Source organism: Phormidesmis sp. 146-20 (assembly GCF_052939475.1).
Genome location: NZ_JBJPHT010000010.1, coordinates 1 through 13,021 on the forward strand (window position 1 = coordinate 1; position 13,021 = coordinate 13,021).

The 13,021-nt window shown below is 48.7% G+C and carries 15 protein-coding genes; 4 read left to right on the forward strand and 11 right to left on the reverse strand.

What is annotated here, in order from left to right; translation table 11 throughout:
- Positions 1–39: 39 nt before the first annotated feature.
- Entirely contained in the window at positions 40–210 is a 171-nt protein-coding gene (locus tag ACKFKH_RS10745) for a hypothetical protein (RefSeq protein WP_446858279.1), read from the reverse strand.
- Positions 211–303: 93 nt separating this feature from the next.
- The gene (locus ACKFKH_RS10750) at positions 304–1,533 is read right to left on the reverse strand and encodes a saccharopine dehydrogenase family protein (protein WP_446858280.1); all 1,230 of its coding nucleotides are present in this window, start codon (positions 1,531–1,533) and stop codon (positions 304–306) included.
- A gap of 146 nt (positions 1,534–1,679) precedes the next feature.
- Here ACKFKH_RS10750 and ACKFKH_RS10755 point away from each other — a divergent pair, with 146 nt between their 5' ends.
- Positions 1,680–2,195, forward strand: coding sequence for a hypothetical protein (locus ACKFKH_RS10755; protein ID WP_446858281.1), 516 nt, complete (start codon positions 1,680–1,682; stop codon positions 2,193–2,195).
- A 47-nt stretch (positions 2,196–2,242) separates the two neighbouring features.
- Here ACKFKH_RS10755 and ACKFKH_RS10760 read toward each other — a convergent pair whose 3' ends face one another.
- From ACKFKH_RS10760 to ACKFKH_RS10770, 3 genes are all read right to left on the reverse strand, one after another.
- Entirely contained in the window at positions 2,243–2,554 is a 312-nt protein-coding gene (locus ACKFKH_RS10760; RefSeq protein ID WP_446858282.1) for a type II toxin-antitoxin system VapC family toxin, read from the reverse strand.
- Between the two features lie 9 nt (positions 2,555–2,563).
- Positions 2,564–2,938, reverse strand: coding sequence for a hypothetical protein (locus ACKFKH_RS10765; RefSeq protein WP_446858283.1), 375 nt, complete (start codon positions 2,936–2,938; stop codon positions 2,564–2,566).
- A gap of 177 nt (positions 2,939–3,115) precedes the next feature.
- The gene (locus tag ACKFKH_RS10770) at positions 3,116–3,589 is read right to left on the reverse strand and encodes a hypothetical protein (RefSeq protein WP_446858284.1); all 474 of its coding nucleotides are present in this window, start codon (positions 3,587–3,589) and stop codon (positions 3,116–3,118) included.
- 450 nt (positions 3,590–4,039) lie between these two features.
- Here ACKFKH_RS10770 and ACKFKH_RS10775 point away from each other — a divergent pair, with 450 nt between their 5' ends.
- On the forward strand, positions 4,040–4,558 hold the full coding sequence (locus ACKFKH_RS10775; protein ID WP_446858285.1) for a helix-turn-helix domain-containing protein: 519 nt from the start codon (positions 4,040–4,042) through the stop codon (positions 4,556–4,558).
- A 17-nt stretch (positions 4,559–4,575) separates the two neighbouring features.
- Here the strand turns inward: ACKFKH_RS10775 and ACKFKH_RS10780 are convergent, their stop codons facing one another.
- Positions 4,576–5,607: a formylglycine-generating enzyme family protein gene (locus tag ACKFKH_RS10780; RefSeq protein ID WP_446858286.1), complete on the reverse strand. Its 1,032-nt coding sequence runs from the start codon at positions 5,605–5,607 to the stop codon at positions 4,576–4,578.
- 371 nt (positions 5,608–5,978) lie between these two features.
- Between ACKFKH_RS10780 and ACKFKH_RS10785 the strand changes: the two genes are divergently transcribed.
- Positions 5,979–6,326: a hypothetical protein gene (locus tag ACKFKH_RS10785; RefSeq protein ID WP_446858287.1), complete on the forward strand. Its 348-nt coding sequence runs from the start codon at positions 5,979–5,981 to the stop codon at positions 6,324–6,326.
- Positions 6,327–6,375: 49 nt separating this feature from the next.
- On the forward strand, positions 6,376–6,555 hold the full coding sequence (locus ACKFKH_RS10790; protein WP_446858288.1) for a glycosyltransferase family 39 protein: 180 nt from the start codon (positions 6,376–6,378) through the stop codon (positions 6,553–6,555).
- A gap of 377 nt (positions 6,556–6,932) precedes the next feature.
- Here the strand turns inward: ACKFKH_RS10790 and ACKFKH_RS10795 are convergent, their stop codons facing one another.
- From ACKFKH_RS10795 to ACKFKH_RS10815, 5 genes are all read right to left on the reverse strand, one after another.
- Positions 6,933–7,841, reverse strand: coding sequence for a hypothetical protein (locus ACKFKH_RS10795; RefSeq protein ID WP_446858289.1), 909 nt, complete (start codon positions 7,839–7,841; stop codon positions 6,933–6,935).
- 98 nt (positions 7,842–7,939) lie between these two features.
- A complete protein-coding gene (locus tag ACKFKH_RS10800; protein WP_446858290.1) occupies positions 7,940–9,448 on the reverse strand; it encodes a GMC oxidoreductase in 1,509 nt (502 codons plus the stop codon).
- Positions 9,449–9,492: 44 nt separating this feature from the next.
- Complete coding sequence (locus tag ACKFKH_RS10805; RefSeq protein ID WP_446858291.1) at positions 9,493–10,101, reverse strand: cytochrome c oxidase subunit 3; 609 nt, start codon at positions 10,099–10,101, stop codon at positions 9,493–9,495.
- A gap of 9 nt (positions 10,102–10,110) precedes the next feature.
- Positions 10,111–11,808: a cytochrome c oxidase subunit I gene (gene ctaD / locus ACKFKH_RS10810; protein ID WP_446858292.1), complete on the reverse strand. Its 1,698-nt coding sequence runs from the start codon at positions 11,806–11,808 to the stop codon at positions 10,111–10,113.
- Between the two features lie 195 nt (positions 11,809–12,003).
- Complete coding sequence (locus ACKFKH_RS10815; RefSeq protein WP_446858293.1) at positions 12,004–12,966, reverse strand: cytochrome c oxidase subunit II; 963 nt, start codon at positions 12,964–12,966, stop codon at positions 12,004–12,006.
- Positions 12,967–13,021: the final 55 nt, after the last annotated feature.

A 13,021-nucleotide genomic window follows, 5' to 3' on the forward strand; every position in this document is an offset into this window, starting at 1 on the left:
GACCGATTTCCCCTCTAACTTTTCACCTTTGACACAAAACTATTGACATACCCTTTCTCCAGCATTGCAGTCATACTCTCTCGAAGCAACCTCAACAAGTTTGGTGATGACTTGCTGCGTTTTTTGCAGCCCGATCGTCTCCAATACTTGCTCATCGTCGAGCATTTGAATAATGTCGTTGAGCATATAGCTGCCGCTGTGATTGGACATCTACTTTCCTCCAGTCTGAACACTTCTAGGAATCGCAAATGCCGCTATTATATAGTACAAAAGTACGGTTTGATAATAGAGTTTTATCAGGCATCAATCTAGCGTCGGAACCTCCACTTCTATAGTCATTCCAGCACGTTGTAACCGATGTGCCAGAACCTCGCCCAATCCAGTCGCTGGAGTCAGAATGCCTCCCCGCGTCTGACCTCCGGGTAGCTCAACGATTTGAAGTGCCAAACTCAAGGCTGATTCACACATGAATTTGACAGTTGCTCGATTGCCAGGATCACCTTGATCTCGAATCAGTCCTTGTACCTTATGTCCATTGCCCGCAGTCCCAATCAGGTCACAGGAGAACCACCCCTCATTCATCGTTTGCTCTGAGGGTCCGCTTCCCGGTTGAGGCAAGATCGGTTGCAACAGCGATCGCACTTGAGGCTGTTGCAATGCTCCCATAAACAAAGCAAGTCCTGATGTCATACCTACTGCTTTCAGCCCTGCGAGTGGCTCCTCAAACTTGAGATATTCCTGGTAGGTAAAATCGGCTCCATAAGGTTCCTGCCAGTCTTCATACAAGGCAGCACTCCGCCGCACAATTCGAGTATTGACGGCTCCCATAAAGAAGGGTGCAATCCAGGTGTTGAGATCTGGATCGAACACTGGCAGGTGTGGATCGCGATTACGATCGAGTTCAGCTTGAGTATGGTTTCTGTATGGATTCAGCAGGAAGGGTTCATTCATCTGTACTAACCCCTGTGAATCGTAGAGATTAAACGCGGATGCCAGAGTCCCACCATTGAAGCCCCCTGCTGCTTGGAAATAAGCCTTGACTTGTTTGCAAGGCATCCCCAATTCTTGTAGGCGACGAACGATCAAGTAAGTGCCGAGGTCAGACGGAACAGAATCAAAGCCACAGCAAGGAATGATGCGCGTACCGTCGATCGCGGCTTGCTCATGATAGCGATCGATCAACGTTCTGACCCAGGGCGTTTCTCCGGTGATGTCCACGTAATGTGTTTTGAAGCGAACACAGGCATCGACGAGAGCATTGCCATAGAGCGCAAACGGTCCAGCAGTGGTAAGAATGACTCGCGTTTGAGACACGATCGCATCGATCGCCTGCTGATCCTGACTATCGGCAACTAGCACATCCACCGTTACACCCACTTCATCCCGAACAGCCTCTAATTTCTGGCGGCTTCGTCCAGCGATCGCCCAGCGCAATTGCTCAGGAGCAACATGGTTGGCAAAATATTGCACCGTTTGTTTGCCAACGAACCCACTCGCACCATAAAGGACAACATCATAAAGGCGATCAGACATCGTGAAGGACTCCCAAATTAGGCGATTTTTGAGGTTTGTCGGAGCAATTGCAACCGCACTTTTTTAGGATTGCGATCGCGCTCATAAAGTAAGGATAGAATCAGCTAAAGGAGAAAAGCGGGTGGATTACGAGTGTTGAGCAAGATGTGATCGAAACACTGAAGGTTCTGCCTCTTGACAAGCAGCGAGAGGTCTTACGCTTCGTGCAATCCTTACAGCCGTCTAGCCTAACCGCTCAGAAAGATCTACGAATTAGTTTTGCTGAAAAAATTCTGCCAGATTTGCGGCGAATTCGCCGCGATCGCGACGAACCGCCTTCTCCGGTTTATGCAGATAGCCTGATTCGGACGATGCGAGAAATGCGCGATCCTTCATCTGAAGATCCGTTCACACAGATTGTCATGGCGTTACACAATGCAATGGCGTTTGAGAATCATTGGATTACTTACACCGCAGATCAATATTTAGGAGCTTACACCCTGCTTAAGAGTCTGGTCGATCAAGACAATTTGCAACCTGAAGAGGTGCAGCAAGCAATTCTTGGGTTGAATCGGCTGGGTTTTGAGACGATACCGTTTGACTTCAATCCCTCAGTTTCTAGAGACTCCAATCCTCAATCTTCAGCCTTGGCACTTGTTCAAAGTCTCGGCGATTACGAGTGACAACTGTAGCATTTTGAGAAAGAGCAATTGCAGCAATCCTCATATCTTTACTGAATCCGATTTTTCCGCAAGTTGGGTGAGTCAGTTAGCATTTGGCGAAAACAGAGATCGGCGACATCATCTAGCTCTAAAACCTTAACCTCTTGCAAATACGCCACGATTCTCGCCAATTTTGCATAAAGTCGAACTTGATGATTTGCCTGAGCAGGGTCATTGAGGCGACCCACCCAACCATTAAACAGTTCTTGAACAGTCACGATCGTAATTGCAAGATCTGCCTCAAATTCGGCTGCTTTGCTCCTAACGGTTGGATGATCCTCTAGCCAAAGCGAGACATGATCAGTATCGAGAATGTACAAGTTCTGTCCTCAACCTTCTAACGAATAAATGGAAGGATCAACTTCTGTATCGTCCTCAACTTCCCGCTCTGCTCGAATCGCCGCCGCAATCTCTGCAAAGTCTGGATCATCTTTGAACATCCCAGCGTACTTAATCCACGGGCTTTCCATTATCCGTTCAGAACCATTCAAATTTTCATTTGGCAAAGGCACATCCCACGAAATTGTCTCACTCCGGGCAAGTTGCTCTAAGAAAGCAGCTTGAACTTTCGCGATCGCTGCCTCCCGCGTTGCTGCCTCTACTCGACAGTCAGGAAATTCAACCACGGAAGCCGCAACTCTGCCGGAAGCCTGCGCTTCTAACCGAAGCGTTACTCTGAGCGTGTTTGATGAGCGTTGATTCATAGGGTTTCCTTGAACAACATCTCTCATTATAGTCGAGGCATAACTCGAACCTTACGCTTCATTCTCCAGCCACGCACCTCATTGCGTTGTGTCAAATGCAATGCCAATGCTGTAGTAGATCTTGCGATCGCGCTATTTCAACCGAATTGTAAAGAGCGGCTGTGCGATTACCTCGACTCAGGCAGTTTTAGAGCTTTGAATGAACTCGTCCCAATGGTTTTGAATGGCTTGCGTTGCAGCTTGTCCGATCTCACTCCAATCTGAAGGTGAGAGTAATGAATGGACAATCGACTTCAGTTGGGCACGAAGCGGCTTGTCTGAGGACTGAAGCTGATCTTCACCAACCAAAGCATCGAAATAGGCTTGCTGTTCGTCCGTGAGATGAGCTAATTGCTGACGAATGCGTCGTCTCCCCTCTGTGATTGCCGCTTCAGTACCCGCGCCCAAATTGACAGATTGAATCAGTTCTGCGAAATCGCTCAACACCATTGACTGTAATCGCACCTTTCGCATCATCGCCTTCGCTTGGGCAGGTGTTATCGGCTTCGGATTTTTGGAGTAAGCAGGAAACCCTGCTCCAATCTCACTACATTCTGATTCGATGCGACCTAGTAGACTGTCAATCTTTAATTGAGGGATAAATTTTCTCAAAATCTGCTTTCATTCGAGGGTTACAGCCCCTAGCTGTCTCTCATTTTAATCTTGACAGACCACTAGGTCTTCTTTATCTGAGTCTTGTCCATAATCCGTTACATGACCCTAACTTTTTGACGAGCAAGAAGAAACATGATCATACCAAAATGCTCTGTTTATAGATAAATGGAATTAAATTCCAATGGAAGCTTAAAAATGCGATCGCCCTCTCACTAAATGTAAAGAATTATTAAGACACCTCGCGATCAATTTTGACTATGGAATGACTATCGTACCGATCGCAAAAATCAAAACCCTTGCATGTCAGTACTTTTAGCCTCTCAGTCGCAGCACTGGAAATGCTGTTTAGGGGTAACTTTAACGAGGGTTCGAATCCCTCTCTCTCCGTTCCAAACTTCAGACATAGTAAGGATTTCAGAAAACCCTCAAACTTTCGGGGCTTCCTTTTTGGGCGATCGATTGGGTATTTTTGGAGGTCTTTGGACACCTTTTGACTGCGCCATTCGACTGACACAGCTTTTAGACACACCGCAGGATATTCCGTTTCTCGCACCGATGATCATTCGCGAAATGTATTATCGTCTTCTGATGGGCGAACAAGGCGAAGCCGTGCGTCAAATTGCGACTTCTGGCAGTAGTATGCAGCGCATTGCTGAAGTCCTCAAACGGATTAAAGCTGACTTTATCAAGCCTCTGCGGGTTGATGAACTAGCTGAACAAGCAAATATGTCTCCTGCATCGTTCCATCGCCACTTCAAAGCAGTCACTTCGATGAGTCCGCTACAGTATCAAAAACAATTGAGACTATTAGCTGCGCGTCAGATGCTGCTGACCGAGAATGTTGATGCAACTCAGGCGGCTCATCGGGTTGGGTACGAGAGTCCTTCGCAGTTCAGCCGTGAATATTCCCGCATGTTTGGGGCTTCCCCGATTCGAGATGTTGCGCGGTTACGCATCGCTTCTTGATCAAAACTCAGATGGATTTAACAGACGACCCTAAAGCCAATGTCTTTGGCGCAGACGACGCGGCTAGTTGTATCATCTAGAAGGCGGTATCCAGAGCGGCAGTCAGCAGAATGTGCGAACCACGAACCGCCCCGCAGCACTGAGCGATCCCACCACTCCGCTTCACCTTCATCTGGGTATAAGGGTTGATATGCAGAGGGGCAATCAACTGGATAAACGAACCATATCCCATTCCGCTGCTCTGCTCTGTAAGGTTTTCGAGACGGATTCGTATTATCGCCATCAACCCAAGCACTGCCATCTGTAGGTGTACCTTCATAGCCACTGTGCCAATCATCCAGGCACCACTCCCAGACATTGCCGTGCATATCGTATAGCCCAAAGGCATTGGCAACACCAAAGCTACCTACAGGTGTGGTTGACCCACGGCTTTCTCTGCCTAGCCCGATACTATAGCTGTAGTCAGCCTTATAAGTTTGTATCGCACTTGTCTTGTAGTTTGCCAGTTCTGGTGACAATTTCTCACCGAAGTGAAAGGGGGTCGTAGTTCCTGCACGACACGCATATTCCCATTCGGCTTCAGTCGGGAGGCGATAGGCTCGTTGGGTCTGTTGAGTTAAGCGATCGCAATATTCAGCCGCATCGTGCCAAGTCACGCCTTCGACTGGAAGACTATCCCCTTTGAACGTAGACGGGTCAGGGTCGAGGTCACAGTTGACAGGAGGGAGAGCAGCAACGGCTCGCCATTGGGCTTGGGTGACAGGGTACTTACCCATACAAAACGGCTGAATGGTGACGATATGCTGAGGACTTTCGCTGTCAGGAAGGAAAGTGAGAACTTGTTCATGCGGTGGCAATCCCATCAGGAAACTCCCGCCTGAGATTTGAACCAATTCTAATTCGATTCCCCCTGCTAAACCTTCAATCAGGCTGATTGCCTGCTTTGAGTAGCGATTGATCACCCAACGATCGCCAATGCCTAAAAATTGGCTTTCCCGTTCTAAGGTTGCAACATCAAACTCAAAGGTGCGAGTTTCTTCAAAGGGCATGGCTACTCCATTCTGCTCAGAATTTCGAAATGCTCTCCTCTTGTTTCGGTGGGTTCTGCTGTGGGCAGTTTATGCAGTCGAATCATCAAATACAAAGCGAAGAGCATCCGAGCTACATCAGACCCTTTGCCCGAAGAAGTTCTGACTTTTTTAACCGTTTTTATGCTCAATCTAAACTCAGCTTCTAACTTTTATATAACTTTTCAGAAAATTCCTCATTCTCTCAGTGATGCCTGCATAAATATTCAATTAATCGTCCCACTGGAATCATGGGAGAAGATTGATCGGTCTCAATTTCATCCCTAGAGAGTTGGTCAGAGCAATAAAGGATTCCTGCTACAACTCCATGTTCATTCAAAGAGGTAAAAGTGATGAAACGTCTTTGCTACCGAGGAGTATTCTATGACTATCCTCAACTCTCCGTGTCTAACGCGCCTCCCATCATTCACTGCACAACCTTGAGGGCAGGACAAAACGATGAGGCTGTGCATAACGAGGCGCGATTCAACGTGAACAATATCAGTGATTGGAGTCAGAGTATGCAGTGTGAGCGGATGGGAACGTTGTATCGGCTTTATTGTGTGGGTTGGAGAAACGGCTCAACGCAGCATTTCTCGCCTTTGCTACATTACTTGTTGAGCGTGTTTCTCTACTACCGTCGAGGTTTTGCAGAAGGAGTAGATTGGCAGAAAGAACAGATGCAAAGTAGAACATTTTGAACCAAGAACCACATCCAATTAGGAGAATTCTGCTAACAATGCTACTTCTATGCAAACCATTCTGACGATGAATGCGTTTGAACTGCTACTTTGGATGCTATGCCCTTATTGGGCAATTTTGATTCTGAAGTACGAAAATTCTGAACTATGGCTGATTGCAGGCATCGTTGTCGGTATCGGACTAATGAACAAGTTTTCGATGGCGCTATTTGCGTTCAGTTCATTCTGATGAACCCTGTGGCATTTCCAGCCTGGCTAGCAGGCGTTTACTACTACTTATTTGCGCGAGGAGGCAGAAAATATCAAGCTTTTGGCTAGACGTTTGTTGTCATCTTAGGATTGTTTTTACTATTTGAGGCGCGGTATTACTATCTACTGCCAATTTACCCTCTGTCTCTTGCAGCAGGCGGCCGCATTATTCCCGGTGCAACATCCTCTACGATGTCAGTTGCCACCCGACCAGGATGTAGTTGGAGTTGAGGACAGCATGGCAGTGTGCCAACGACGTTACAGCCAAGAGGAGTTGATCCGAAAGTTTGCCAGAATTGGCAGCTTGGGGGGCGGAAGACTTAAGTAACGAAGCAAAAGAACTTCATCGAATTCACGTTAATCCAGGTAGCGATCGAACTCAAAAAACCGCAGCAGTTCCTCTAGTGAAGTTTGATTATCTGTGGGCGTAGTGGATTCCAGCGTTTGGATTGTGGCGGGTGTTAAGTGCTGAAAGACCTCGTGACGAAGCGGTGCGATCGCTGCCGTTGGAAATCCAGCGAGTTCTTGATCAATGCGTTTTACCCGACTTTTTGCAAAGTTGATTTGAAAATGACAGCGTTTGAGTAAGCGTTGCTGAATGTTTTTTGCCAGGGCTGGATCAGTCGTTTCTAGTTGGTAAATCGTGCCGTCTAACAACAGTGGAATCACGTCTGGATTTTCTTCTAAAAACAATAGGCTTCCTTCCTGGTTGTACATTGCAATTCCGTCGATTCCCAATGCACCCAAATCGGCCAATGCTAGAATTCGTGCCACGATCGGCAAATCCATTTGATCTAAAGCAGGCTGATAGATTGCTTGCTCGGCAGTGTCATAGGCGCAAACTGTGGCAGCAATCGCCGATCGCAGTATGGCTTGATCTAATTCGGTGAGTTGTTCGCAATGGTGAGCATGAATGTACTCCAGTAAGCGATCGATGGTCGCGGTTTCACTCACCCCTGCCGTTCTTTGCCGAGAAGTATGCTGCGGCTGTACTTCAAAGATTTGCACCATATCATGAACAATCACACACAGATCCAACAGGCGCTGCATTTGAGACTGTTCTACCTCAGATTGATGCAAGCCAGGGCTGATAGTTTGAAAGATTAGCTGCGATCGCCGTTGGACTTGAGCCAGATGATCGCGGGTGTGGTAGTAGAGTTGGTGATGTTGAATTTGGCGATCGAATTCCCCCAGCGCGAATGCTTTAATCGCCTCGATACAGTCCGCAGTAGAAAATAGATCAGGTAGTTGAGCGTCACGATTCATAGCTCTCAAACTTAACAGAAGGCTGAGTAGACTGCTGTTGCAATCATAGCTTGCAGATCTGTTGATCGATCGTTCACTAGACTCGCTACTACGGACTATCAGCCCTCCAACCGCTCAATTAAGTGGTCGCCTACCCGCAACGCATTCGCAATGATCGTCAGCGCCGGACTGACACTCGCACTAGACGGAAAGAAACTCCCATCCACCACATAAAGATTGTCAACCTCATGGGAACGACAGTTGAGATCCAACACCGAAGTCGTCAAGTCTGACCCAAACCGACAAGTCCCACACTGATGCGCCACCACCTGAATGGGCATATCGCTACGCGGATGAATCGCCCCTCGATTAAACAATGTCGGACTGTCCGCTTCGATCGCCTTCAACACATCAATCCAGCGATAAACTAAGCGATCGTGGGCCTCAACATTCTTAGGCTGATAATCTAGATGCAAGCGATCGCCCGCTAATCGGACTCGGTTGTTGGGGTCGGGCAAGTCTTCAGTTTGGAGCCACCAGCCGATCGAGCGAGTCGCCAACTGTCGTAGCCCAAATTCTGGCATGAGTCGAGTCAAGACTGAGAGGATCGGAGGCGCTTCTGAAAAGATCACGTCTTGTAGAATGCCACCAGAGTTTTGTACATGCCCCATCGGATACGGATAGTCGCCGTTTCCCCAATAGAAATCGTTGAGACTGAGCGATCGCTGAAACAATCCCGAATTAGCCGAAGAAGTTAACTGCACGACGACAGACAACTGTTGTTTCATCAAGTGACGACCAACTAGATCAGACCCGTTCGCAATGCCGTTGGGGTGTTTTTCGTTGGCAGACCGCAGCAGTAGAGCCGCCGAATTGATTGCTCCGCAAGACAGCACAATGATGTGTCCCAAAAACAGATAGGACTGTTCGCCTATTTTGGCTTGGACAGCTTTGACTTCAGAGCCAGAAGGATTGGTGTGCAGACAAACGACTTGAGCAGAGGTTTTGAGGGTGACGTTGGCGTGTTGAAGGGCAGGCGTGATGCCACTGTCTTCTGAATCAGTTCTGCCCTGATCGCCCAATCCTAGAGGCAAGTAGGTCGGGTGAAGTCCCTGTTTTGAGAGAATGTCGCTGATGGTTTGAATGTGGGATTCGTGAGCGATCGCCGAGTGGGGATAAGGTTCACTATGGGGTGGCTCAGTCGGGTCGTCGTCAGATTTGCCGTGGACTTGATAAAGTTTCTCAGCCTCGGTGTAGTAGGGTTCAAAATCCTGGTAGGTGAGGGGCCAGGCAGGAGAAAGGCCGTCTTGATGTTGAACGTCGGCAAAGTCTCGATCGCGCATCCGCATCAACACGCCACTATAAAGTTTGGTGTTGCCGCCCACTGCATATTGAGCTTGTGGAGTAAACGGCTCTCCCTGGGAGTCGTACCATTGCTCAGGCGCGTGAAACTGCTCCTTTTTGAATACTTCTGTATCGATTAGCTCCGAACTCTCTTTGACCAAAAAGTCGCCTCGCTCCAGCACCAAAATCTTTTTGCCTGTGGGAGCCAACTTACGCGCCAAAGTGCCGCCGCCTGCCCCAGTGCCAATGATAATAACATCGTAGTACTGATCATCAATGATCATGGTTCTTCCTCACGGTGCTAATAGAGAAGCTAATAGAGAAACACTCACTGCCAAACATAGATGAGAATGTACAAAACAATCCAGATTACATCAACAAAATGCCAGAATAGCGAAGTTGCTTCAACCCCAAAGAAACCATTGTCGTAGTTGCCCGGATAAAACGATCGCCCCAACATCAACACTTGAAGCAAAATACCCGTAAGAACGTGCAGACCGTGAAATCCAGTGAGTAAGTAGAACGTTCCGCCAAACAAGCCAGACGTAAAGCCAAAGGTCAAACTGCGCCACTCGATCGCTTGTCCATATAGGAAGTAGCCCCCCATGACCATTGTCGCCAGCAAAAACAGCCGAAATCCCCACAGTTTTTTGTCATGCAAATAGCGCTCGGCCACATAGATCACAAAGCTACTGGAGACTAAAACGATCGTATTAATTCTCGGTGCCTCAACCTCTAGACCTGTGACTCCGGGCGGATACCAGTCAGCGGTCGTTGTTTTGTAGACAATGTAGCCAACAAAAAAGCTGAGGAAGATCACGCTCTCCGACAGCAAAAATACAATAAAGCCAAACTTACTGTTGCCTGCTTCGTCATGTTCTTGAGTCTGCCGAACGTCGGCTTCAACTTCTTGGGCGATCGCTCTTTCTGCGGTCATGATTGGCTCCTAGGTAGTAGGGATGTCAGGCGATTGTGGGAGGTCTGGATTGGGGCTAGTTGCGACCAGGGGTTCATTGCTGCCGTAGCCATAGGGAGGCGAGATCACGACTGGAATTTCTTCAAAGTTCTCGACCGGAGGTGGTGAGGTGGTCAGCCACTCTAGCCCGATCGCTCGCCAGGGATTGTTGCCCACTTTTTCACCCCGAATCCAGGAACTCACCATGTTGAGAATAAAAGGCAATGTTGAGATTCCTAGTAAGAACCCACCCAAACTAGCCAACACATTCCAAAAAGCAAACTCTGGATCATAGGAAGCGACTCGTCTGGGCATTCCCATTAGTCCGGCTGCGTGCATCGGTAGAAAAGTGAGCGCTGTTCCAATAAAGGTGAGGATAAAGTGAACCTTCCCTAGACCTTCGTAGTACATGCGGCCGGTGATTTTGGGAAACCAGTGATACAACCCGGCGTAAATGCCAAAGACGATCGCACCATAAATTACATAGTGAAAGTGACCGACGACAAAGTAGGTATTGTTGACGTGAATGTCGATCGGAACGGATGCCAACATGATGCCAGTCACACCCGCAAACACAAAATTAACAATGCCCCCCAACGCAAACAACATCGGAGTCGTCAATCGAATCTTACCGCCCCAAATCGTCGCCACCCAGCCAAAGACCTTAATCCCAGTGGGGACTCCAACCAGCATCGAGGTAAACATAAAGCCGATCCGCATCCAACCCGGTGTCGCGCTGGCAAACATATGATGTACCCAGACCGTGGCACTAATCACCGTAATCAAAACCGATGAAACGGCAATGACTCGATACCCAAACAGCGGCTTACGCGCATGGACAGGCAGCACTTCTGAAAAAATCCCAAACACAGGCAAGATCATCACATAGACCGCCGGGTGAGAATAGAACCAGAAAAAATGCTGATACAACACCGGATTGCCGCCCCGCTCAGGGGTAAAGAAGCTCGTTCCCACGGTTAAATCGAGCAGCAGCATGACCGCCCCCGCCGTCAAAGCGGGCAGTCCGTAGAGTTGAATTAACTGCGCCGCCAATACTGACCAGACAAAAGCAGGCGTTCTAAACCAGGTCATTCCCGGTGCCCGCATTCTAAAAATGGTCGTGACAAAATTCACTGCGCCCATAATCGACGACACACCAGAAATCGCCACCGCCAAAATCCACAACACCTGACCATTGATCAAGTTGCCCGTTGGATTTTGCAAACTGACAGGAGGATAGGCCCACCACCCCGATTGAGACGGGCCACCGGGCACCAAAAAACTGCCAATCATCAATACGCCAACCACGGGGATCATCCAAAACGAAACCGCATTCAGCCGAGGAAAGGCCATGTCTCGCGCCCCAATCATCAAGGGCACCAGATAGTTTGACAATCCCACCAAAACAGGGAACGTCCAGAGAAACAGCATGATCGAGCCGTGCATCGTGAATAGCGCATTGTAGACGGTACGATCGACCAGATCGGTATCAGGACTAATCAACTCGCCGCGCATGACCATTGAGAACAGTCCACCGACGAGAAAAAAGAAAAACGACGTGAAAATATACTGAATGCCAATGACTTTGTGATCGGTGCTGAAGGTGAAAAATCGTTTCCAGTTGTCGGGTGCGCCGGGATAGGGTTGGGCGCGAGTGACACCAATTGCTTCAACGGGGATGTTGGCCATTAGGGGGAAGGGATGAGGGATGAGGGATGAGGGATGAGAGAATTAATTCTGTTGGTTCAGGGAGGGCAATCTTTCCCTTAATTGAGGATTTTGAACCAGAGATCTTGTCTTAAAGTCCCCCAAAATTGGGGGGTTGGGGGGCAGAAGGCCAGAATAACGAAGCAAAAAGACTTTATCGAATTCACTCCTACAGGCTTAAGCAGAAGGACTGGTGGCTTCGTGTTTGGGGGCGTAGTTGACGATCGGAGGTGAGGCAGGCGCGACTGATTTCCAGCCGCCGATGTTGCCGCTTTTGGTGCCCTTATCATATTCAAAGGCCGCTTGATTGTAGGCGGGAGACGGCGTTTGGGAAGCGGCATCTGACAACCACTGCTCATAGTCACTGGGGGACTGCACCACAATATCTGCCTGATTTGCTGCAAAATAAGTGCCGCTATACATCGAGTCTCTCAGACGATATTTACCAGGACGAATCGGCGTAAACTCAAAGTCGATCGTTCGATTGGGCACCACATCCTGCTTGAGTCGAAAGGCTGGCACATAGAAACCATGCAGCACATCTTCTGAATGCAGTGCTAAATGAATGCGACGATCGACGGGTAGATGTAGCTCGGTACTGGTGACATTTTGATCGGGATAGCGAAAGATCCAGGCCCACTGTTTGGCCGTCACCTCGATCGTTTCTACGGGGGCTTTTTCCTGGGCGCTCTGAATTTCTTTTTGGGGCGTGTCGTCAAACGGGGCGGCATTGGCAGTTTGTACCATTTGCGGCATGTGGAGATGTACCAACTCCATCGGGCCCCGCACTGACATCTTATCGTAGGTGCGATAGCTGGCAAAAGATAGCCCTAAGACAAGCGCGATCGGCACCCCTGTCCAAATAATTTCGAGTAGGGTGTTGCCCTCGATCGGCGGGCCGTCGCTAAAGTCATACTTCCCGGCTCGATGAAAGACTAGAGAATACACAATGGGAATCGTCACGCCAAAGAAGACGAAGGTTCCCAGTCCGACAAAGATGCTAAACAAATCGTCTGACAGTTTGGCTTCAGCGGCCGCCTCCGGTGGAAACCAGCCGTAAGATTGCTGTCCCATCCAGATGCTAAAGAATCCCAGAAGTACCGCTAAAACGGCAAGTGTCACAATCGCACGAAGTTTCATAGTCACAGCCGCAAAGAGTAGGAATCGATCGAGTTTAGTAGAACAGCCCTGAGAT

Bases quoted from the DNA above. Each gene is read 5' to 3' on its own strand.
- ACKFKH_RS10745 (WP_446858279.1), bottom strand. From the start codon at position 210: ATGTCCAATCACAGCGGCAGCTATATGCTCAACGACATTATTCAAATG.
- ACKFKH_RS10750 (WP_446858280.1), bottom strand. From the start codon at position 1,533: ATGTCTGATCGCCTTTATGATGTTGTCCTTTATGGTGCGAGTGGGTTC.
- ACKFKH_RS10765 (WP_446858283.1), bottom strand. From the start codon at position 2,938: ATGAATCAACGCTCATCAAACACGCTCAGAGTAACGCTTCGGTTAGAA.
- ACKFKH_RS10780 (WP_446858286.1), bottom strand. From the start codon at position 5,607: ATGCCCTTTGAAGAAACTCGCACCTTTGAGTTTGATGTTGCAACCTTA.
- ACKFKH_RS10785 (WP_446858287.1), top strand. From the start codon at position 5,979: ATGAAACGTCTTTGCTACCGAGGAGTATTCTATGACTATCCTCAACTC.
- ACKFKH_RS10790 (WP_446858288.1), top strand. From the start codon at position 6,376: ATGCAAACCATTCTGACGATGAATGCGTTTGAACTGCTACTTTGGATG.
- ACKFKH_RS10795 (WP_446858289.1), bottom strand. From the start codon at position 7,841: ATGAATCGTGACGCTCAACTACCTGATCTATTTTCTACTGCGGACTGT.
- ACKFKH_RS10800 (WP_446858290.1), bottom strand. From the start codon at position 9,448: ATGATCATTGATGATCAGTACTACGATGTTATTATCATTGGCACTGGG.
- ACKFKH_RS10805 (WP_446858291.1), bottom strand. From the start codon at position 10,101: ATGACCGCAGAAAGAGCGATCGCCCAAGAAGTTGAAGCCGACGTTCGG.
- ctaD (WP_446858292.1), bottom strand. From the start codon at position 11,808: ATGGCCAACATCCCCGTTGAAGCAATTGGTGTCACTCGCGCCCAACCC.
- ACKFKH_RS10815 (WP_446858293.1), bottom strand. From the start codon at position 12,966: ATGAAACTTCGTGCGATTGTGACACTTGCCGTTTTAGCGGTACTTCTG.